This is a genomic window from Martinezella tropici, assembly GCF_003287875.1.
Classification (GTDB): Bacteria; Pseudomonadota; Alphaproteobacteria; order Rhizobiales; family Rhizobiaceae; genus Rhizobium; species Rhizobium tropici_C.
Map to the genome: position 1 here is coordinate 145,367 of NZ_QMKK01000050.1, position 19,599 is coordinate 164,965.

Annotated in this window: 15 protein-coding genes; 4 read left to right on the plus strand and 11 right to left on the minus strand. The window is 59.9% G+C overall.

Annotated elements, in window-relative coordinates; translation table 11 throughout:
• Nucleotides 1-350 precede the first annotated feature (350 nt).
• Nucleotides 351-3,845: a DNA polymerase III subunit alpha gene (dnaE, locus tag DQ393_RS24120; RefSeq protein WP_112344274.1), complete on the plus strand. Its 3,495-nt coding sequence runs from the start codon at nucleotides 351-353 to the stop codon at nucleotides 3,843-3,845.
• Here the strand turns inward: dnaE and DQ393_RS24125 are convergent.
• The 3 genes from DQ393_RS24125 to DQ393_RS24135 form a co-directional block, all read right to left on the minus strand.
• Complete coding sequence (locus DQ393_RS24125; protein WP_112344223.1) at nucleotides 3,842-5,113, minus strand: L,D-transpeptidase family protein; 1,272 nt, start codon at nucleotides 5,111-5,113, stop codon at nucleotides 3,842-3,844. The genes dnaE and DQ393_RS24125 overlap by 4 nt on opposite strands.
• A 192-nt stretch (nucleotides 5,114-5,305) precedes the next feature.
• Nucleotides 5,306-6,346, minus strand: a complete 1,041-nt coding sequence (locus DQ393_RS24130; RefSeq protein ID WP_112344224.1) for a glycoside hydrolase family 25 protein — start codon at nucleotides 6,344-6,346, stop codon at nucleotides 5,306-5,308.
• Nucleotides 6,347-6,534: 188 nt separating this feature from the next.
• Nucleotides 6,535-7,824: a DNA polymerase IV gene (locus DQ393_RS24135; protein ID WP_112344275.1), complete on the minus strand. Its 1,290-nt coding sequence runs from the start codon at nucleotides 7,822-7,824 to the stop codon at nucleotides 6,535-6,537.
• 83 nt (nucleotides 7,825-7,907) lie between these two features.
• Here DQ393_RS24135 and DQ393_RS24140 point away from each other — a divergent pair, with 83 nt between their 5' ends.
• Nucleotides 7,908-8,486 carry a GNAT family N-acetyltransferase gene (locus DQ393_RS24140; RefSeq protein WP_112344225.1) on the plus strand — a complete coding sequence of 193 codons (579 nt, stop codon included), beginning with the start codon at nucleotides 7,908-7,910 and terminating at the stop codon, nucleotides 8,484-8,486.
• A 30-nt stretch (nucleotides 8,487-8,516) separates the two neighbouring features.
• Here the strand turns inward: DQ393_RS24140 and DQ393_RS24145 are convergent, their stop codons facing one another.
• Nucleotides 8,517-9,164 carry a hypothetical protein gene (locus tag DQ393_RS24145; protein ID WP_112344226.1) on the minus strand — a complete coding sequence of 216 codons (648 nt, stop codon included), beginning with the start codon at nucleotides 9,162-9,164 and terminating at the stop codon, nucleotides 8,517-8,519.
• Between the two features lie 2 nt (nucleotides 9,165-9,166).
• On the minus strand, nucleotides 9,167-9,475 hold the full coding sequence (locus DQ393_RS24150) for a DUF3572 domain-containing protein (RefSeq protein ID WP_112344227.1): 309 nt from the start codon (nucleotides 9,473-9,475) through the stop codon (nucleotides 9,167-9,169).
• Nucleotides 9,476-9,606: 131 nt separating this feature from the next.
• Between DQ393_RS24150 and DQ393_RS24155 the strand changes: the two genes are divergently transcribed.
• Nucleotides 9,607-9,978, plus strand: coding sequence for a response regulator (locus DQ393_RS24155; RefSeq protein ID WP_028754034.1), 372 nt, complete (start codon nucleotides 9,607-9,609; stop codon nucleotides 9,976-9,978).
• A gap of 16 nt (nucleotides 9,979-9,994) precedes the next feature.
• On the plus strand, nucleotides 9,995-11,368 hold the full coding sequence (locus DQ393_RS24160; protein WP_112344228.1) for a PleD family two-component system response regulator: 1,374 nt from the start codon (nucleotides 9,995-9,997) through the stop codon (nucleotides 11,366-11,368).
• Nucleotides 11,369-12,182: 814 nt separating this feature from the next.
• Here DQ393_RS24160 and rpmG read toward each other — a convergent pair.
• The 6 genes from rpmG to topA form a co-directional block, all read right to left on the minus strand.
• Nucleotides 12,183-12,350: a 50S ribosomal protein L33 gene (gene rpmG, locus DQ393_RS24165; protein ID WP_003547442.1), complete on the minus strand. Its 168-nt coding sequence runs from the start codon at nucleotides 12,348-12,350 to the stop codon at nucleotides 12,183-12,185.
• Between the two features lie 96 nt (nucleotides 12,351-12,446).
• Entirely contained in the window at nucleotides 12,447-13,631 is a 1,185-nt protein-coding gene (locus DQ393_RS24170; protein ID WP_112344229.1) for an MFS transporter, read from the minus strand.
• Nucleotides 13,624-13,941 carry a hypothetical protein gene (locus tag DQ393_RS24175; protein ID WP_146758994.1) on the minus strand — a complete coding sequence of 106 codons (318 nt, stop codon included), beginning with the start codon at nucleotides 13,939-13,941 and terminating at the stop codon, nucleotides 13,624-13,626. Before DQ393_RS24175 ends, DQ393_RS24170 begins: the two co-directional genes overlap by 8 nt.
• On the minus strand, nucleotides 13,938-14,393 hold the full coding sequence (locus DQ393_RS24180; protein ID WP_112344231.1) for a DUF983 domain-containing protein: 456 nt from the start codon (nucleotides 14,391-14,393) through the stop codon (nucleotides 13,938-13,940). The genes DQ393_RS24175 and DQ393_RS24180 overlap by 4 nt, the downstream gene beginning before the upstream one ends.
• A gap of 31 nt (nucleotides 14,394-14,424) precedes the next feature.
• The gene (gene rnr / locus DQ393_RS24185; protein ID WP_112344232.1) at nucleotides 14,425-16,803 is read right to left on the minus strand and encodes a ribonuclease R; all 2,379 of its coding nucleotides are present in this window, start codon (nucleotides 16,801-16,803) and stop codon (nucleotides 14,425-14,427) included.
• Nucleotides 16,800-19,469 carry a type I DNA topoisomerase gene (gene topA, locus DQ393_RS24190; RefSeq protein ID WP_112344276.1) on the minus strand — a complete coding sequence of 890 codons (2,670 nt, stop codon included), beginning with the start codon at nucleotides 19,467-19,469 and terminating at the stop codon, nucleotides 16,800-16,802. Before topA ends, rnr begins: the two co-directional genes overlap by 4 nt.
• Between the last annotated feature and the right edge of the window lie 130 nt (nucleotides 19,470-19,599).

A 19,599-nucleotide genomic window follows, 5' to 3' on the forward strand; every position in this document is an offset into this window, starting at 1 on the left:
TCTCCCTGTTCGCATCTCAATAGCGCCGGGCATTTCCGGCGTCCATCGGAGAACGGAAAAGTCGTGCGATGAAATTTATTGATGCTCCTATTGACTCTCGAACAAAAATAGAACAAAAAAGAAACATAACGAGTAAGGAACGCGTAAATGACCGATATCATTCGAGACGTTGCAGCATTCACCTCCATCGTCATGTTCGTCACCAGCTTTTCCCTCATCATGATGGCGATGTAAGTTTTATCCCCATTTGCTCTTGCTGTTCCCATATTTGATGGGAGCAACTTATGGACTTTACGATCCGCAATGCCGAGAATAACACCGATTCATGTGGGCATGCGGAAGGGTTTGAGATGGCGGATATGGGTGGCAGCGGCGTGGCAGCGTCGGCCGGTGAGATGCCGGAATTCGTGCACCTCAGGGTTCATTCCGCTTATTCGCTGCTAGAGGGCGCGCTGCCGCTCAAGAAGATATTGGCCAAGGCTGCCAGCGACAGCCAGCCGGCCATCGCCATTACCGATACCAACAATCTCTTCGTTGCTCTCGAATTCTCGCAGAAGGCGATGGACGAAGGTCTGCAGCCGATCATCGGCTGCCAGGTATCGATCGACATGGAAGATGGCAGCGAAAGTGAGAAACGCGGGCCGCAGCAGGCGCTCGCCAAGCTGCCGTCCATCGTGCTGCTTGCTGCGACCGAGCGGGGCTATGAACGCCTTGTCGATCTTGTCAGCCGCGCCTATCTCGGCGGCGAGGGCAACAGTGCCGTTCACATCACCAGCTCATGGCTGGAAGAGATCGGCACGGAAGGCATGATCGCGCTGACCGGCTCGTTGAGCGGGCCGATCGATATGGCGCTGAAGGAGGGGCATGCCGCGCAGGCGCTCTCCCGTCTGCTGACCTTGAAACGCCTGTTCGGTGACCGGCTATATCTCGAATTGCAGCGCCATGGCGCTTATGATCGCCGCCATGAGCAGAAGATGATCTCGATGGCTTACGAGCATGAGATTCCGCTGGTCGCGACCAACGAGGCCTTTTTCCCGACGCGTGACGATTACGACGCGCATGACGCGCTGATGGCGGTGGCTCATAACGCCATCGTCTCGGACGATACGCGTTTTCGTCTGACGCCGGATCATTATCTCAAGAGCCGTGCCGACATGGCGAAGCTTTTCGCCAATCTGCCGGAGGCGCTGGAAAATACGGTCGAGATCGCTCGCCGCTGCTCCTTCATCCTGAAGACCCGCAAGCCGATCCTGCCGCGTTTCACCGGCGCGACCGATGATGCGGAGGAGGCCGAGCGCGCCGAGTCGGCAGAGCTGCGCGCCCAGGCCGTCGAGGGGCTCGACCAGCGTCTCGCCTCGCTCGGCATGGCGCCAGGCTATGAGGAAAAGGATTATCGCGAGCGCCTGGAGTTCGAACTCAGCGTCATCGAGCGCATGAAGTTCCCCGGCTACTTCCTGATCGTTTCGGACTTCATCAAATGGGCCAAGCGGCATGATATCCCGGTCGGGCCGGGCCGCGGCTCGGGTGCGGGCTCGCTGGTCGCCTACGCACTCACCATCACCGACGTCGATCCGCTGCGCTTCTCGCTGCTGTTCGAGCGCTTCCTCAATCCGGAACGCGTCTCGATGCCGGACTTCGATATCGACTTCTGCCAGGATCGGCGTGAAGAGGTGATCCGCTACGTGCAGGCCAAATATGGCCGCGAGCAGGTGGCGCAGATCATCACCTTCGGTTCGCTGCAGGCGCGCGCCGCCCTTCGCGACGTCGGCCGCGTGCTGGAAATGCCCTACGGCCAGGTCGACAAGATCTGCAAGCTCGTGCCGAACAATCCCGCCAATCCGACCCCGCTCAGCAAGGCGATCGAGGAGGAGCCGCGCCTGCAGGAGGAGGCGGACAAGGAGCCGGTCGTCGCCCGGCTTCTCGACATCGCCCAGAAGATCGAAGGCCTCTATCGCCACGCCTCGACCCACGCCGCCGGTATCGTCATCGGCGACCGCCCGCTTTCGAAGCTGGTGCCGATGTATCGCGACCCGCGTTCCGATATGCCGGTCACCCAGTTCAACATGAAATGGGTGGAGCAGGCCGGCCTCGTGAAGTTCGACTTCCTTGGCCTCAAGACTCTGACCGTCCTGAAGACGGCGGTCGATTTCGTCGCCAAGCGCGACATCTCGATCGATCTCGCCAGCATCCCGCTCGACGACAAGAAAACTTACGACATGCTCTCGCGCGGCGAGACGGTCGGCGTGTTCCAGGTGGAAAGTGCGGGCATGCGCAAGGCGCTGATCGGCATGCGCCCGGACTGCATCGAGGATATCATCGCGCTGGTTGCCCTCTATCGCCCCGGCCCGATGGAGAATATTCCGGTCTATAATGCCCGCAAGCATGGCGAGGAGGAGATCGAGTCGATCCACCCGAAGATCGACTACCTGCTGAAAGAAACGCAAGGCGTCATCGTTTACCAGGAGCAGGTGATGCAGGTCGCCCAGGTGCTCTCCGGCTATTCGCTCGGCGAAGCCGATCTTCTGCGCCGCGCCATGGGTAAGAAGATCAAGGCGGAGATGGACCAGCAGCGCGAGCGCTTCGTCGATGGCGCCATCAAGAACGGCGTGTCGAAGGGGCAGGCCGACGTTATCTTCGATCTGCTCGCCAAGTTCGCCAATTACGGCTTCAACAAGTCGCACGCCGCAGCCTACGCCATTGTCTCCTACCAGACCGCCTATATGAAGGCGCACTATCCGGTGGAGTTCCTGGCAGCGTCGATGACGCTCGATATGTCCAATACCGAGAAAGTCAACGACTTCCGCCAGGATGCCAAGCGCCTGGGCATCGAGGTCATCGCGCCCTCGGTGCAGACCTCTTTCCGCCATTTCGAAACGGGTGACAACCGCATCTATTATGCGCTGGCGGCCATCAAGGGTGTGGGCGAATCCGCCGTTGATCACATTGTCGAGGTGCGCGGCGATCAGCCCTTTGCCAGCATCGAGGATTTCTGCCTTCGCATCGATCCCAAGCAGATCAACCGCCGCGTTCTGGAAAGCCTGATCTGCGCCGGCGCCTTCGACTGCTTCGAGATCGATCGCGCGCAGCTCATCGCCGGCCTGGATCGCATCATGGGCTATGCCCAGGTCGCGCAGGAAAACAAGCGCAGCGGCCAGCACGACATGTTCGGAAGTGCGGCCTCCGGTCCGGAAAAGATCGTGTTCCCGCCCTATACGCCCTGGCTTGCTTCGGAGCGGCTGCTGCGCGAATTCCAGGTGCTCGGCTTCTATCTGACGGCACATCCGCTCGACACTTATAAGAGCGTGCTCGACAAGATGCGGGTACAGCCCTTCGCCGAGTTCTCGGCCGCGGTGAAACAGGGCGCCAGCAACGGGCGTTTGGCCGGCACGGTGATCTCGAAGCAGGAGCGCAAGACGCGCACCGGCAACAAGATGGGGATCTTCGTTTTCTCCGATGCTTCGGGCCAGTTCGAAGCCGTGCTCTTCTCGGAGACGCTCAACCAGTATCGTGATGTGCTCGAAGTCGGAAAATCCTTCGTTATAACAGCCCAGGCGGATGAGCGTCCGGAAGGCATCAGCCTGCGCCTGCAGACGGCGCAGTCGCTGGAGGAGAAGTCGCTACAGATGCAGAAGGCACTGCGCGTCTATGTCCGCGATTCCGGGCCGCTGAAAGCCGTTGCCGCGCATCTGAATGCCAAAGGTGACGGCCTCGTCTCCTTCATCGTCATCAAGGAGGAGGGGTTGCGCGAGGTCGAGGTGGCGCTGCCGGAGAAATATCGCATCACGCCGGAAATTGCCGCCGCCTTGCGTACGGCGCCTGGTGTCATCGATGTGGAGCTGGTTTAGCCCTTTTTCCCAAGCGCACCATTGTTGGTGATGGTGATGAAATCGGTCCCGTTGCCGGTTTCCGGTCCAACGCCGGTGTCGGAAATCGTCAGCGAGGATCCGGCCGTCAGCAAATCCTCGATGCGGTGGCGGACGTCGTCGGGAATGGTGATGCGGGCAAGCGCCTGTCCGGCCGCATCGAGCGATTGCGATTGCTCCTCGCTGGTGATGCCGTACCGCTTCTTCGTCTGCATGCTGAGATCTTCTTCGAGCGTCATGCCGAACCAGTCTGCCTTGCCGCTGATCCGGTCGATGGCGTTGGCTGTGAAGAAATGCACGCCGAGCGCCTCTTGCGGCTCGGCGATGATGGCGGGGCCTTCGAAGAGCGGCTTGAAGTTCTGGCGGACCATGATCGCGCCGTTCGGCGGTTCGCCCTTGCCGGCGGCAGCATAGACCGCTTTCATCAGCGCGGGGCTGACAAGACTGCCCGTCGTCTTGATGTCATGCGCTTTCCTGAAATCTTCGATCGCCTGCACCGTTGCCGGCCCGAGCATGCCGTCGGGCGTTCCGGTAATAAAACCCATCCCATTCAGAATGGTCTGGAGGTCACGCACATTCTCGCGCAGGCCGCGCCGGGTGATGAGGATGCTGAGCGGTGCCGGATCGGCGGGCGGGGCAATGGTTTCCTGGACTTTCGGCATCCGGATCGAAGTCACATCATTCGTTGCGACCTGAAGGGCTTGCCCCTGCGGCAGAAAGCTTGCGGTCATTGGGCGCAGTTCGATGCCGGAAAACAGCGCTGGGGGAGGTGCTGCCGGCGGCTGGAACAGCATCGCGCTCTCGAAAGCCTGCGGCACCAGCGGCTGATTGGCGATCACAACATGCACACCGCGCTCGGTCATCTGATAGAGCATCTTGGCAAAGGCTTTCGGCATGCGCACGCAGCCGTGGGACGCCGGATAATTCGGAACCGAGTTGGATTCGTGCAGCGCGATCCCCGACCAGGTCAGCCTTTGCATGTAGGGCATGGGCGCGGCCGAATAGAGATTTGACTCGTGATAGACCTTCTTTTCCAGAATGGAGAAGATGCCGCTTGGTGTCGTATGGCCCCGCTTGCCGGTCGAAACCTTAGAGGTTGCGATCACCTGGTCGCCATCATAGACGGCAAGCGATTGCCTGTCCTTCGACACCACGATCTGCAGCGTGCGGGCATCCGGCGCGGCAAGAGAAGGATGTGAGAGGGCGGTGGCCGACAACAGCCCGAGCCCCAGCAACAGAAACGGCTTCATATGAACACAAACCAATACGCAATACTCGTACTGCCAAGGTTATGCTTTGAAGTTTAAGGAAGGCTTGCCGAAAAGACCTGCCTTATCGCTACCGCTAAATCCTGATGTTGCGTGTTCGAAACAAGATTCAGCTATGCCGAAGCGAGGCTGGCTGCCCTGCTTCGGCATAAGGTATCAACGGCGATCTGGAGATCAATGGACGCTGGAGGCTACCCAGTTGTGCCAGTCCTGCTCGCTGCCGTGGAAGGCGTTGAGGTCGATCCTGCCTTCGACGCCGTGGGAGACGCCTGAACCGGAATATTGCCAGAACAGCCATTTCCGGCCCGGATAGACCTTGGACGGATGTTGAGCCACGGCGCGCAGCCAGAAGGGATAGTCGAGCAGTTCGCCGCTGAGATTGTCGCGATAGAAATCCGGCGCCGTATAGACGATCGGGCGCTGGCCATAATGCTTTTCGAGCTTGTCCATGAAGACCTGCATCTTGGCAAGCACCTGCTCGCGCGAAGGGCGCCGCTTGCAGCTCGACTCACCGTTCCATTCGACGTCGATGACGGGCGGAAGCGCGCCTGCCTCCTTCGGCACGTTGCGGATGAACCAATCAGCCTGCTCACCGGCCGTCCGGCACCAATAGAAGAAATGATAGGCGCCATGTTTCAGGCCGGCCTGTTGGGCGGCCCGCCAGTTCTTCCTGAACATCGGATCGAGATGATCGCCTCCATCAGTCGCCTTGATGTAGACGAAGTTCGCACCCTGGGTGCGCAGCGTATCCCAGTCGATCTCGCCCTGCCAGCGCGAGACGTCGACGCCATGCACGGCAAGCTTCCGGGGCGATGTGGAAGAGCCGAAATTGATCGGTTTGGCGTCGCGGAAGCGGTGGCTATAGATCTGCATCGGCTGCTGCCGCATGGCACGAGGCATGGGATTCGACGGTGCGAGCATGGCGAGCGGCCGCTGCAGCGGTACGGGTGTGTCGTCCCCGCCTTGTTCGGAGGGCAGAAATGCCTCCGGCCGGACGTCCGTCGGCATTGCAACTGCCAAGGCCTGCTGCTGCTCGACGCGCGAGACCGTTTCGCCGATTTCGACCGATGGCACCGGCCGATTACTCTTTGCGATGGAACTGGTCGTTTCCTTCGAAGGCGGGCTGGCTTGCGCTGCTTCGCGCTCACCTCGGGCGGCGCAGCCTGAGATCGTCAGGCAGGCAAGAAGAATGGTCGATACAGCCGATAGACGCATAGGAACCTGTACGCAAAACACAATCGACGGCGGATCCGCGCCGTTCGGAAGTCACAGAATCCAAGTCCTAATGGAAATTTACCAAAAAAGTTTGAATCCGAGCTTTCTTGCCCTCAAGAATCGCGCGCGTGGCGTGATTATTTGAGCTACGGCTCAATATCACCGGTAGGTGACTTTTTTAAGCATTGTTATCTATGGCGTTTATCGCCGAACGTATAGCCGGTCTCGACCGTCCTGTTGCCGAATTTTTCTTTGAGTTTGTCCATGGCAGCTTCTGCTGCTGCGCGTCGCGTCGACTGCACGTCGACAAGATCGGGCGGATCCGCGCGCGCCGCGTCGCCAAGGTCGGTGACGCCAATGCCGATGAGGCGGAATTTCGTGCCGTCGGTCTCGTGTTCGAGCAGCCGCAGGCCGGTGCGGAAGATCCGGTCGGCAAGCTGGGTCGGATCTTCCAGGCGGCGGTTGCGCGTGCGAGTCTTGAAGTCGGCGGTCTTCAGCTTCAGCACCACGGTCTGCCCGGCAATGCCGCTACGCTTCAGGCGCCGCGAAACCTTCTCCGAGAGATCGCGCAGGATCGGCACAAGATCGTCATGGCGCGAAATGTCGTCGAAGAAAGTCGTTTCGGAAGACACGCTCTTTGCCGCTTCGTTTGGATGCACCGTGCGGTCGTCGATGCCGCGGGCGAGGCGGAAAAGCCGCTGCCCGATGACGCCGTAGCGACGCATGAGGTCGCCTTCCTCCATGGACTGCAATTGGCCGATGGTGCGGATGCCGTCGCTTTCGAGCGTCGCCGCAAAGGCCTTGCCGACGCCCCAGATGGTCGTGACGGAGCGTGGCTCCAGGAAGGAGAGCGCCTCTTCACGCCCGATGACGGAGAAGCCGCGCGGCTTCTGCAGGTCGGAGGCGACCTTGGCGAGGAACTTGCAATAGGAAAGGCCGACCGAGATGGTGATGCCGATTTCCTGTTCGACCCGCCGGGCAAACCTGGCGAGAATGCGGGCCGGCGGATCGTGATGGAGCCGCTGCGTGCCGTCGAGCTCAAGGAAGGCCTCATCGATCGAAAGCGGCTGCACCAGGGGTGTCAGTTCCTGCATCATGCCTCGAACCTCGCGGCCGACACGGACGTATTTTTCCATATTCGGTCGGATGACGACAGCCTGCGGGCAGGCTTCTAGCGCCTTGAACATCGGCATGGCGGAGCGCACCCCATGGATGCGGGCGATATAGCAGGCGGTGGAGACGACGCCGCGTTTGCCGCCGCCGATGATGACGGGTTTGTCGGCCAGCTCCGGATTGTCGCGTTTCTCGATCGAGGCATAAAAGGCGTCGCAGTCGATATGCGCCAGCGTCAGTCCGTAGAGTTCGCGGTGATAGACGAGGCGAGGACTGCCGCAGCTGCGGCAGCGCGTTCGTGCGATCGATTGCTCGCTCAAGCAATCGCGACAGAAACCTGAGATCTTGTCGGGCGCATTGGTCATTGAACGAGAACAAAAATTGAACATCGCTACTTTATGTTTTAAGCTTGTGAGTCTCAAGCCGGAAAACTGTCGGGGAGCAGGGAGTGCGGAATTTAAGCGTGCAGCCATTAACGCCCGAGCGCTGGGACGATTTCGAGGCGCTTTTCGGACCGAGCGGCGCCTGCTACGGCTGCTGGTGCACCTATTTTCGCGTCCCGACCTCGCAACGCAAGACGATGGATGCGGCGGCCAAGAAGCGGTTCATGCAGGCGCGCATCGCGGCCGGGCCGCCACCCGGTCTCCTTGGCTATATCGACGCGCAGCCGATTGCCTGGGTGCAGGTCGGTCCGCGCGCAGAGCTCCCGCAATGGAATTCTCCCAAAACCGTATCCCGCCCGCTCGATCCCGCCGATGCGGAGGATAGCTCGATCTGGGCCGTCAGCTGCTTCTTCATGAATGCGCGCGATCGTGGCAAGGGATACAGCCATCGCATGCTCTCGGAGGCCGTCGACTTTGCCAAGGCGTCCGGTGCGCGGCTGCTGGAGGGCTGTCCGATCGAGCGCACCAAGCAATCGAAATCTGTCGGCCTTTATGTGGGCTCGCAACGCATATTCGAAGCGGCCGGATTTTCGGAGGTGGCGAAGCGCAAGGATGGCAGGCCGCTGATGCGCCTCGTTCTCTGATGCCGGGCGCGGATATCGGGCCAGATGGCTTCAGCGCACGATATGGGCCTGGATCAGCGGCGCCGCCTGGCTCCATTCGTTTGCTTCGGGGATCCCCGCCGCGACGGCTGGCGCCATGCGGTGGACGATGGAATCGGGCTTCAGATTGATCAGAAGGCATTCCGGAACATGCTCGCTGACCGAATGCAGATTATGGGCCATGTCGTCGACGAAGGCGACGGGCACACCGCGCCGCCGATGCAGGGAGCGCACGATCGGCCCTTTCGGCTGCAGCGATGCCAGCAGGGGATAGGCAAGTTCGAGCTTGTCGAGCAGGCGGCGTCTCTGGGCCCAGAACTGTGGCGGCATGGCCGTGAGGAAGACGATATCGGCGTCTTTCGAGAATTCGCCGAGCGTGTCGACAACGCGCTCGAAAGGGGTCTGCCATTGTTCCTGCGCCTCGAAGAAGACTTCGATCAGCCGGTGAACTTCCTTTTCTTCCAAGGCGGAGTCATTGTCTTTGGAGACGATGTTGCCGGTCAGTCGGAAGGAACGTGGCAGGAATTCATAGCCTTCGCCGTCGATGAAGGTCAGGAAAGGGGCAAAGAAATGCAAGACGACGTCGTCGACATCGCAGACGATCAGTGGCCGTTCCTGCAGCCGGATATGCGATACGTCGAATTCGAAAGGGGCATCCATGGTCAATATTCCCCAGAGGCAAGGCCGGGTGGCGAAAAATGCGCCGACGCGGCGGCGACGGCCTCCGGTGGAATGCCGTTCGCCTCGCAAAAGGCCAGCAATGTCGGTTCATGGTTCATGAGAAAGTCAAGCATGCCGGCAAGAAAGGCGGGCTCGTTGATGGCGTTGCGCACCTGTGCCGGCTCCACGCCCGTCAGTGCCAGGAAACGGCCGAACATATCCGGTTCGTTGGCCAGCCAGCCGAGTACGGCGATCGCAGTCTCTTGCGGGTCGGCCGCATTCTTCTTCGGGTTCTTGAAGTTACTTTGCATTTTGAAGGGTAAGTTACCTATTTTTCAACCAAATGCCGGTAGTTTGCGATTCAAGTATTTCTGGAATCGGTTCCTCGCGACCCTATATTTCGAGAGAATGGATGCAATACCGGATGCAGGGACAGCTTTCCATGCCTAAGCAGGTAATGATTGTAGAAGACAATGAGCTCAATATGAAGCTCTTTCGCGATCTGATCGAGGCTTCCGGCTATACGACGATCCAGACCCGCAACGGCATGGAAGCGCTCGATCTCGCGCGCAAGCATCGTCCGGATCTGATTCTCATGGATATTCAGCTTCCGGAGGTTTCCGGCCTGGAAGTCACCAAATGGCTGAAGGAAGACGATGATCTCCACGTCATCCCCGTAATCGCGGTTACGGCCTTTGCCATGAAGGGTGATGAAGAACGCATTCGCCAGGGCGGATGCGAGGCCTATGTTTCCAAGCCGATTTCGGTACCGAAATTCATTGAGACCATCAAGACCTATCTGGGCGACGCCTGATGATGGGGAAAAGCCGATGACCGCGCGCATCCTGGTAGTTGACGACATCCCCGCCAACGTAAAGCTTCTGGAGGCGCGGCTGCTTGCCGAATATTTCGAAGTGCTGACGGCGGAAGACGGTTTGAAGGCGCTCGCCATTTGTGCGAATGCCCAGGTCGATCTCATCCTTCTCGACATCATGATGCCCGGCATGGACGGATTCGAAGTATGCGAGCGCCTGAAGTCGGATTCGCGTACGGCCCATATCCCCGTCGTCATGGTGACCGCGCTCGACCAGCCGGCAGACCGTGTGCGCGGATTGAAGGCCGGCGCCGACGACTTCCTGACGAAGCCGGTCAACGACCTCCAGCTTATCTCCCGCGTCAAGAGCCTTCTTCGCCTTAAGACGCTGAGCGACGAATTGAACGTGCGCAGCGAGACCGCGCGCAATTTCGGCATCGAGGATCTGCTTCGAGCCGGTGATGGTCGCGCCGACGAAGCCGGGCAGGTGCTTCTGGTCGATGGTCGCGCCAATTCGCAAGAGCGCATTATCCGCACGCTGAAGCCGATCGCACAGGTCGTCGCAATGTCCGACCCGCAGGCCGCGCTGTTCGAGGCCGCCGAGCGGCCGTTCGAGCTCGTCATCGTGAATTCGAACTTCGAAAACTACGATCCGCTTCGGCTCTGCTCGCAACTTCGCTCGTTGGAACGTACACGCTTCCTGCCGGTGTTGCTGGTGACGGAGCAGGGCGCCGACGAGATCATCGTCCGCGCGCTCGATCTTGGCGTCAACGACTATATCGTCCGTCCGATCGATCCGAACGAGCTCGTCGCCCGTTGTCTCACGCAGATACGGCGCAAGCGCTATAACGACCGGCTGCGTGCCAGCGTGCAGCAGACCATCGAGCTTGCCGTCACCGACGCGCTCACCGGCTTGCACAACAGGCGATACCTGGACAATCATCTCAAGGTGCTTTTCGATCGTTCTCTGGCACGGGGACGGCCGCTTTCCGTCCTGATCACCGACATAGATCGTTTCAAGACCGTCAATGACACCTATGGTCACGACGCCGGGGACGAGGTGTTGAAGGAGTTCGCCGCGCGTATCCGCTCTACGGTGCGCGGTGCCGATCTGGCCTGCCGTTACGGCGGAGAGGAATTCGTTGTCATCATGCCGGACACCCCGGCCGATATTGCGGCCGCCGTCGCCGAGCGCCTGCGCGCTGTGGTAGAAAATATGCCGGTGAAATTACGAGATAATGGTGTCCCGCTTAACATTACCGCATCCTTCGGCATTTCGTCCCGTTTAGACACGATCGAGACGCCGGAGCAATTGATGAAACAGGCCGATCTTGCGCTTTATGAAGCAAAAAGAGCTGGGCGCAACAGGGTCGTCGCCTCGGCTGCTTGATGGAAACAGACCATAAGAAACGGAGGTCGCCTCTCTATATTGAGAGGTATTTTTCAAGTTTTGAACAGGCATTCAGAAATTTGTTCTCTGTTCCTCCAGGATGCTCCGCCTCTTGTATTGCTGAGGAAAAGGCGTGTAGTTTTTTCCTAAACATCGCATGAATACGTGCGCATTTGCGGTAACCTTGAAAACTCGTCGTTATTTTATTTGTTAGATGAGGATTATTTGAAAATTTTCCATTATATGTAAGTCACGAAGCGAAGGTTTAACTGAAAGTAATTTATATATTCAATTGTGCTTTAATATATGTATTTCGAATTTTCCTTCACCACAGGAATTATATCTTTATTCTTTAGGACTTCTTGACCCAGGTTTATTAAAACTATCGGACATTCTTTTTTGCCGAAGTCATGAATTTTAACCATCAGAGAAGACAAGCATTTTTTATCATTAAGAATTTGTTGATTTCCTTTCGATTTCGCGCGAATTTAGTCTCATATACAAACAGCCCGTAAGGGTTTTGAAGATACCCCATGATGCTCAGGTCCGCCGCATCTCCTGGGTCGTGGGGTCGGTCGGCTGGCAGGCAGAAAGAGAACGGTTCCTCGTGCCGTTTTGCAGGCTAGCCGGCCCCCAATTCAAAAACGCCGCTCTTCGGTCATCGAAGGCGGCGTTTTTTCTTCGTCGTCCAGGCGTTATCTTTTCAGCTCGGATGATGTCGTAAAATTGGACTTTGTCCCGGAAATCTCCAGTAAAAACAAAAAAGGCGCAAACCCGTAGGTTGCACCTTTTTGTAACCTGAAGTTTAGGAAACTTACTTGATCTTCGTTTCCTTGAACTCGACGTGCTTCTTCGCAACCGGGTCGTACTTCGTCTTCGTCATCTTGTCCGTCATCGTACGGCTGTTCTTCGTCGTGACGTAGAAGAAACCAGTGTCGGCCGTCGACAGCAGCTTGATCTTGATGGTGGTAGCCTTGGCCATAGTCGTCCTGCCTTTAATAAAAATGAACGCCGTGGACGGCCAGTGCGGAGGTCCACGGCGAATTCTGGCGCGAAAATACAAATCGCGCCCGAAAAGTCAACCTCTGTTGCCCATGAAAAGCAGCCGTATCCCCGAAAGCAGGACATAAAGACCGAAGAAAAAGGCAACGGCCCAGGCAAAGCCGCTGGGATTGGCGAGATCCATGGCCGTGCCGATCGTCGGTGGACCGAGAACCATGCCGACGGCATAGCAGAAGACGAAGGCGGCGTTGGCAGCCACCAGATCGGCCCCGGTCAGTCGCGTGCCCAGATGGCTGAGCCCCACCGTATACATGCCCGAAACGCAGCCGCCCCAGAAGAGCAGGATGATGGCGAGAATGATCCAGCTCGATGACAGCGATGGCAGCAGAAGCGCGCCGATAAGGCCGATGGTGGCCATGATCGACAATAATGGCCGCTTGTCGCGCATGCGGTCGGCAAGGAGCCCGAGCGGAATCTGGAAGACGAAATTGCCTACGCCCATGACGGTCAACAGCAAGGCGGCCTGCGATTCGTTGAAACCGAGGCGCGTCGCATAGCTGGTGAACAGCGAGCCGCCGCCGACGGTGACCGCGCCGAACACGAAGACAGCCGCCGTTGCCGTTGGCACCAGGAAGATGTAACGGACGAAATGCAGTTCGGGCTTCTCGTCGACGATCGGGCTCTCGTTGCGCGCAATGAAGATCGGAATGGCGGCCGCGAGGATGATGCAGGCGCCGACGATGAAGGGCAGCAAGCCCTCGCTGCCGACCACAGAGAAGAGCAGGGGGCCGGCCGCAAAGCCGAGCGAGAACACCGTGGAATAGAGGCCGAGCACGAAGCCGCGCTTGGAAGGCGGCGAAGTGGCGTTGATCCAGAATTCCGACAGGATGAAAAGGGTGGTGGTCGCACCATGGAAAACGATTCGCAGCGGAAACCACAGCAGCAGGTTATCCGCGTAATAGAAGCCGAGCGAGCTTAACGCCGAGAGAAAGACCGCCCAGATCATCGTCTGCACGACGCCGAAGCGGTGCGCGAGCTTGGTCGTGATGACCGCGGCCAGCATCGAGGCAACGCCCATCATCGCTGTGTTGAGGCCGATCAGGCTTGAAGGAATGCCACGCTTTTCGAGAATAATGCTGAGAAGCGGCAGGCCCAGGCCGATGGCGATGCCGACGGCCGACACGGAGGCAATGGCCGCGACGAGCGAAGGCCAGTGAATTTCTTCGACGTGGCCGGCCTTGTCGTTCGTCGGTTCAAGCATAAACTAAATCCTGGAGCATGAGGCAGGCGAATCGATCCGGATGCGCAATATAGAAAGCCACGGCTTGGCCAAATTCAGGTGACGGGTCGGCTTTCATGAGATCGGTCAAACCCTCCGGAGCAGTCCCCTTGACGCGCGGCATGTTCAGACAAGAAATGTTGCCGATGTCAAGCCGTTGCTGATGAACCAGCTCACGCGAATCGCGAATATGCGGCGAATCGATCGTAATTCCCGATAGAAGAGTGTAACGATGTGAAACAACCTCGGCCCTTCGTCCGGGCCGGCTGCGCAGGCGGGCATACATTGTCACGACCGGCCGTTTCCCTCATCCCATTCTTCCGGACTGTCGTCATGTCCGCCGAATCCATGCATCCGCAGCGCCCATTGCAGGCCGATGACACCGCCCTTGATTGGTTGAATGACGGCAAGAGCCGCGATGACGGTAATGGGTGCCCATATGGCAAGATGTGCCCAGAGCGGCAATTTGAAAGTCATGTCCGTCAGCATGTATCCGCCGACGATGATGTGGCCGAGAACAAGGATCACCAGATAGGGCGGCAGGTCGTCGGCGCGCTGGTGAAAGATCTCTTCACCGCACACGGCACAGTGATCCACCGGTTTCAGGAAGGCGCGGAAGAGCCTGCCCGTGCCGCAGCGCGGACAGCGGTTCAGCATGCCGCGGGAAATCGACCGCCCAAGCGGACGTTCGCTTTCATCGGAGCCACCGAAGCGGGTGGGAGAGTCGGATGGGCTGCCCGTCATGAATGCGTTTCCTTCTGCCGGCAGCCGCCTTTTATCTGCGTCCGCGCGGCGGTCTTGTGCCTGGCGCCTTGCGGGCTGGGTTCTTGTTGCGGCGGGTCGCCTTGTGGAATGAACGCACCGCGGTCGGCATCGGCCTGCCTTCGCTCAGCATTTCGAAGCGCAGAGCCCCGGCAAGCGGCACGGCCTCGGCAAGCCTCACGCTGACATCATCGCCGAGACGATAGCCGAGCCCGGTTCTTTCACCCGTCAGTGCCTGATGGGCTTCGTCATAGATGAAGTAATCGGTGCCGAGCGTAGATATAGGGATGAAACCGTCGGCGCCATAGTCCGGCAGGGTGACAAAAAGTCCCGACTTGGTGACGCCGCCGACGCGCGCCTCGAATTCCGCGCCGACACGGCCGGCGAGGTGATGGGCGATCAGCCGGTCAACCGTCTCGCGCTCGGCAGCCATGGCGCGGCGCTCGAAAGTCGAGATTTCGGCAGCGATATCGTCGAGCGAGGCTTCTTCGTCCGGCGTGATCCCGCCTTCGCCGAGGCCGAGCGAGCCGACAAGAGCGCGATGCACGATCAAGTCGGCATAGCGGCGGATCGGCGAGGTGAAGTGGGCGTACTTCATCAGGTTCAGGCCAAAATGCCCGATATTGTCGGGGCTGTAGATCGCCTGGCTCTGCGAGCGCAGCACCATCTCGTTGACCATGGTCTGATGCGCTGTGCCCTCGGCTTTCGCGAGAATGCCGTTGAAGCTGTTGGCGCGCACGTTGCCGCCCTTGGCAAGTGAAATGCCGAGGGTGGCGAGGAATTCGCGCAGCACTTCCTGCTTGGCGAGCGTCGGGCCATCGTGGATACGATAGATCAGCACCTGCTTCCGCTTTTCCAGCGTCTCGGCAGCGGCGACGTTCGCCTGGATCATCATCTCTTCGATGAGCTTATGCGCGTCGAGGCGCGGCGGCACGAAGACGCGATCGACGGTGCCATCCGGCTTCAGCAGGATCTTGCGCTCCGGCATGTCGAGCTCGAGCGGCTGGCGCCGGTCGCGGCCCTTTTTCAGAATCTCATAGGCGTGCCAGAGCGGCTTCAGGATCGGCTCCAGCATCGGTCCGGTCTTGTCATCGGGTTTGCCGTCGATCGCCGCCTGCGCCTGCTGGTAGGAAAGCTTGGCTGCGCTCTTCATCATGACGCGATGGAAGGTATGGCCGGCCTTGCGGCCTTCCTTGGAGAAGATCATTCGAACCGCAAGGGCAGGGCGGTCGACGCCTTCTTTCAGCGAGCAGAGATCGTTGGAGATGCGCTCCGGCAGCATCGGCACGACGCGATCGGGAAAATAGACCGAATTGCCGCGCTTCAGCGCCTCGCGGTCGAGCGGCGAGTTCGGGCGCACGTACCAGGAGACGTCGGCGATGGCGACTGTGACGATCACGCCGTCCGGATTGTCGGGTGAGGGATCCATTTCGGCATAGACGGCGTCGTCATGGTCCTTGGCGTCGGCCGGGTCGATGGTGATCAGCGGCAGGCTGCGCCAATCCTCGCGATGGGACATGGTGGCCGGCTTGGCGGTATCGGCTTCCGCGATGACGGCGGCGGGGAAAACGTGTGGGATTCCATGTGCATGGATGGCAATCATCGAGATCGCCTTTTCCGACGCGACGGAGCCGATGACCGACAAGACCTTGGCGCGCTGCAGGCCGAAGCGGCCGAGACGCGCCACTTCGACTTCGACCAGATCACCATCCTTGGCGCCGCCGGTATAATCCGGGTCGATCACCATCTCCTCGCCACGCCGTTCGATGGGCATCAGCCGTCCGCCGCCGCCCGGCGTTTCGCGGAAGACACCCATGGAGGCGCCCTGCCGCTTGTCGATGACCTTGATGATGCGGGCCGTATAGGCCGGGCCGCCGCGATCCACGGCCGAGAAGATCTTCGCGAGGATGCGGTCACCCATGCCGGCGACAGGCGCCTTGCCCTTGCCGTTGCGGCCGGCGGGCGAGGAGGATTGCTTGATCAACACGGCAGGCGCGACGACATTTTCCTCAGCCCATTCGGCGGGACGGCCGATCAGCATGCCATCCTTGTCACGGGTGGTGATATCGAGCACGGCGATCGGTGGCAGCGCGCCGGGGCGGATGAGCGACTTGCGGCTCTTCTGCACCATGCCTTCTTCTTCAAGCTCGCGCAAAAGGTCCTTCAGCGCGACGCGGCTCTCGCCCTTCAGGCCGAAAGCTTTGGCGAGCTCGCGCTTGGACGCCTGTTGCGGATGGTCGGCGATGAAGCGCAGGATGACCTCGCGCGGCGGCAGAACGCCGTGGACGATCGCCATCATCGGCTCTGCGTCACCGCCTGCCTTGCCGGCGCGGCCGGGTTTGCCGGAACGCCGTTCCGACGATGAGGTCCTGCCGCGCGGTTCTCTGCTCACTCTGCACTCTTCTTTTTCGCTGTCGTCTTGGCCGCAGGCTTCTTTGCAGCAGCCTTCGGTTTGGCGGTTGTTTTCGTCGCTTTTGCGCCGGCTGCAGCGGCCTTTGCCTTGGCAGGCGCCTTCTTGGTGGTGCCGCCGCTCTTGCCGGCCTTCGCCGCGATCAGAGCCAGGGCTTCCTCGACCGTGATCGCCTGCGGATCCGTGCCCTTCGGCAGGGTCGCATTGACCTTGCCCCAATTGACGTAGGGACCATATTTGCCGTCACGAACGGTGATCGAGCCGCCGCCGTCCGGATGCGCGCCGAGATCCTTCAATGCCGCGGGCGTACCGCCGCGCGCTCCGCCGCCTGCCTTGCTCTGCTTTTCGGCAAGAACGGTGACGGCGCGGTTCAGACCGACGGTGAAGACATCCTCGACGCTTTCGAGGTTGGCGTAGCTGCCATCATGCAGAAGGAAGGGGCCATAGCGGCCGATGCCGGACGAGATCATCTTGCCGGTCTCGGGGTGCTTACCGATGTCGCGTGGAAGCGAAATCAGCGCCATCGCCTTCTCATAATCGATATCCTCCGGCTTCCAGCCGCGCGGCAGCGAGGCACGCTTGGCATCCTTGCCGTCGCCGCGCTGGATATAGGGACCGAAGCGGCCCGAACGCAGCGTCAGCTCTTCGCCGGTCACCGGATCGGTACCGAGCGCCTTCGGCTCGTTCAACCCGTTGAATTCAGCCTCCGCACCGCCTTCCGACGAAAGCTGGCGGGTATAATTGCATTCCGGATAGTTCGAGCAACCGACGAAGGCGCCGTATTTGCCGAGCTTCAGCGAGAGATTGCCCGTGCCGCACACCTGGCAGATGCGCGGATCGCTGCCGTCTTCGCGCTTCGGGAAGACGAGCGGCGCCAGCGCATCGTTCAGTGCATCGAGCACATTGGTGACGCGCAGTTCCTTCGTGTCCTCGATCTGGGCGAAGAAATCGCGCCAGAAGTCGCGCAGCACGTCCTTCCAGTTCAGCTCGCCTGCGGAGATGCGGTCAAGCTTCTCTTCCAAGTCGGCGGTGAAGTCGTATTCGACATATTTGGTGAAGAAGCTTTCGAGGAAGGCTGTCACCAGCCGTCCCTTGGCCTGCGGCACCAGCTTGCGCTTGTCGATGGTCACGTAATCGCGGTCGCGCAGCGTCGCCAGCGTCGCCGCATAGGTGGAGGGGCGGCCGATGCCGAGTTCTTCCATCTTCTTGATCAGCGATGCTTCCGAATAGCGCGGCGGCGGTTCGGTGAAATGCTGGGTCGAATTGATCTTCTGCTTGGCGAGATTTTCGCGGGCATTGATCTCCGGCAGCCGGCCGCCTTCTTCGCTGTCGTCGCTCTGCTCGCCGTCTTCCTTCTGGTCGGTATAGGCGGCGATGAAGCCGTCGAAACGGATGACGGAGCCGACAGCGCGCAGGCCGGCCTTCTTGCCGGCGTTATCGGCCAGGATCTCGACGGTGGTGCGCTCGATTTCAGCCGAAGCCATCTGGCTGGCGATGCCGCGCTTCCAGATCAGGTCGTAAAGCTTCAGCTGGTCGTCATCGAGGAACTTGCGGATGCGGTCCGGCACGCGGTCGAAGTCGGTCGGACGGATCGCCTCGTGTGCTTCCTGGGCATTCTTTGCCTTGGTGGAATAGAAGCGCGCCTTTTCCGGCAGGTAACGGTCGCCGAACTGGTTGGCGATGGCGTGGCGCGCGGCATCGATCGCTTCCGGTGCCATCTGCACGCCGTCGGTACGCATATAGGTGATGAGACCGACGGTTTCGCCGCCGATATCGACGCCCTCATAGAGTTTCTGCGCCACCTGCATGGTGCGCGAGGCTGAGAAGCCAAGCTTCGAGGAGGCGGCCTGCTGCAGCGTCGACGTCGTGAAGGGTGGGCTCGGATTGCGCTTGACCGGCTTCGCCTCGACGGTGTCGACGACATAGGAGGCGCCTTCGAGCAGCGCCTTCAGCTTGCCGGCCTCTTCGCCGTTGCCGATCGCACGCGGCTGCAGGCGCTTGCCGTCGGCGGATACGAGGCGGGCTTCGAACTCGTCGCCGCGCGGCGTCTTCAGGATCGCGGAAAGATTCCAGTATTCTTCCGAGATGAAACGTTCGATCTCCGACTCGCGGTCGCAGACGAGGCGAAGGGCGACGGACTGTACGCGGCCGGCCGAGCGGGCGCCGGGCAGCTTGCGCCAGAGAACCGGCGACAGGTTGAAGCCGACGAGATAGTCGAGGGCGCGGCGCGCGAGATAGGCATCCACCAGCGGCACGTCGATGTCGCGCGGCTCGGCCATGGCGTCGAGCACCGCCTTCTTGGTGATGGCATTGAAGACGACGCGCTTCACCGGCTTGCCGTTGATGACGCGCTTCTTGTTCAGCACGTCGAGCACATGCCAGGAAATGGCTTCACCCTCGCGATCCGGGTCGGTCGCCAGAATCAGACCGTCGGAGGTTTTTAGCGCGTCGGCGATGTCCTTGATGCGCTTTTGCGAGGCACCATCGACTTCCCACAGCATTTCGAAATCCTGATCCGGCAGCACCGAACCGTCTTTGGCGGGCAGGTCGCGCACATGGCCGAAGGATGCAAGAACCTTATATCCGGGTCCCAGATATTTATTGATTGTCTTGGCCTTGGCAGGCGATTCCACCACTACAACGTTCATCATCAAGTCTCTGAATAAGAGGTCGCGCCGACATAAGGCGCGGGAGATACCGGGTTTTTCCGTCTTCCCGGCCTTCCGACATGGACAGGGAAATCGTCGCGGTCAAGAGGCTACTGCATAATTCCTTAAA

Excerpts from the sequence above, each read along its gene's own strand:
- DQ393_RS24180 (WP_112344231.1), bottom strand. The coding sequence starts at position 14,393 with ATGACGGGCAGCCCATCCGACTCTCCCACCCGCTTCGGTGGCTCCGAT.
- DQ393_RS24145 (WP_112344226.1), bottom strand. The coding sequence starts at position 9,164 with ATGGATGCCCCTTTCGAATTCGACGTATCGCATATCCGGCTGCAGGAA.
- dnaE (WP_112344274.1), top strand. The coding sequence starts at position 351 with ATGGCGGATATGGGTGGCAGCGGCGTGGCAGCGTCGGCCGGTGAGATG.
- rpmG (WP_003547442.1), bottom strand. The coding sequence starts at position 12,350 with ATGGCCAAGGCTACCACCATCAAGATCAAGCTGCTGTCGACGGCCGAC.
- DQ393_RS24170 (WP_112344229.1), bottom strand. The coding sequence starts at position 13,631 with ATGCTTGAACCGACGAACGACAAGGCCGGCCACGTCGAAGAAATTCAC.
- DQ393_RS24155 (WP_028754034.1), top strand. The coding sequence starts at position 9,607 with ATGCCTAAGCAGGTAATGATTGTAGAAGACAATGAGCTCAATATGAAG.
- DQ393_RS24135 (WP_112344275.1), bottom strand. The coding sequence starts at position 7,824 with ATGACCAATGCGCCCGACAAGATCTCAGGTTTCTGTCGCGATTGCTTG.
- DQ393_RS24125 (WP_112344223.1), bottom strand. The coding sequence starts at position 5,113 with ATGAAGCCGTTTCTGTTGCTGGGGCTCGGGCTGTTGTCGGCCACCGCC.
- topA (WP_112344276.1), bottom strand. The coding sequence starts at position 19,469 with ATGAACGTTGTAGTGGTGGAATCGCCTGCCAAGGCCAAGACAATCAAT.
- DQ393_RS24160 (WP_112344228.1), top strand. The coding sequence starts at position 9,995 with ATGACCGCGCGCATCCTGGTAGTTGACGACATCCCCGCCAACGTAAAG.
- DQ393_RS24150 (WP_112344227.1), bottom strand. The coding sequence starts at position 9,475 with ATGCAAAGTAACTTCAAGAACCCGAAGAAGAATGCGGCCGACCCGCAA.
- DQ393_RS24130 (WP_112344224.1), bottom strand. The coding sequence starts at position 6,346 with ATGCGTCTATCGGCTGTATCGACCATTCTTCTTGCCTGCCTGACGATC.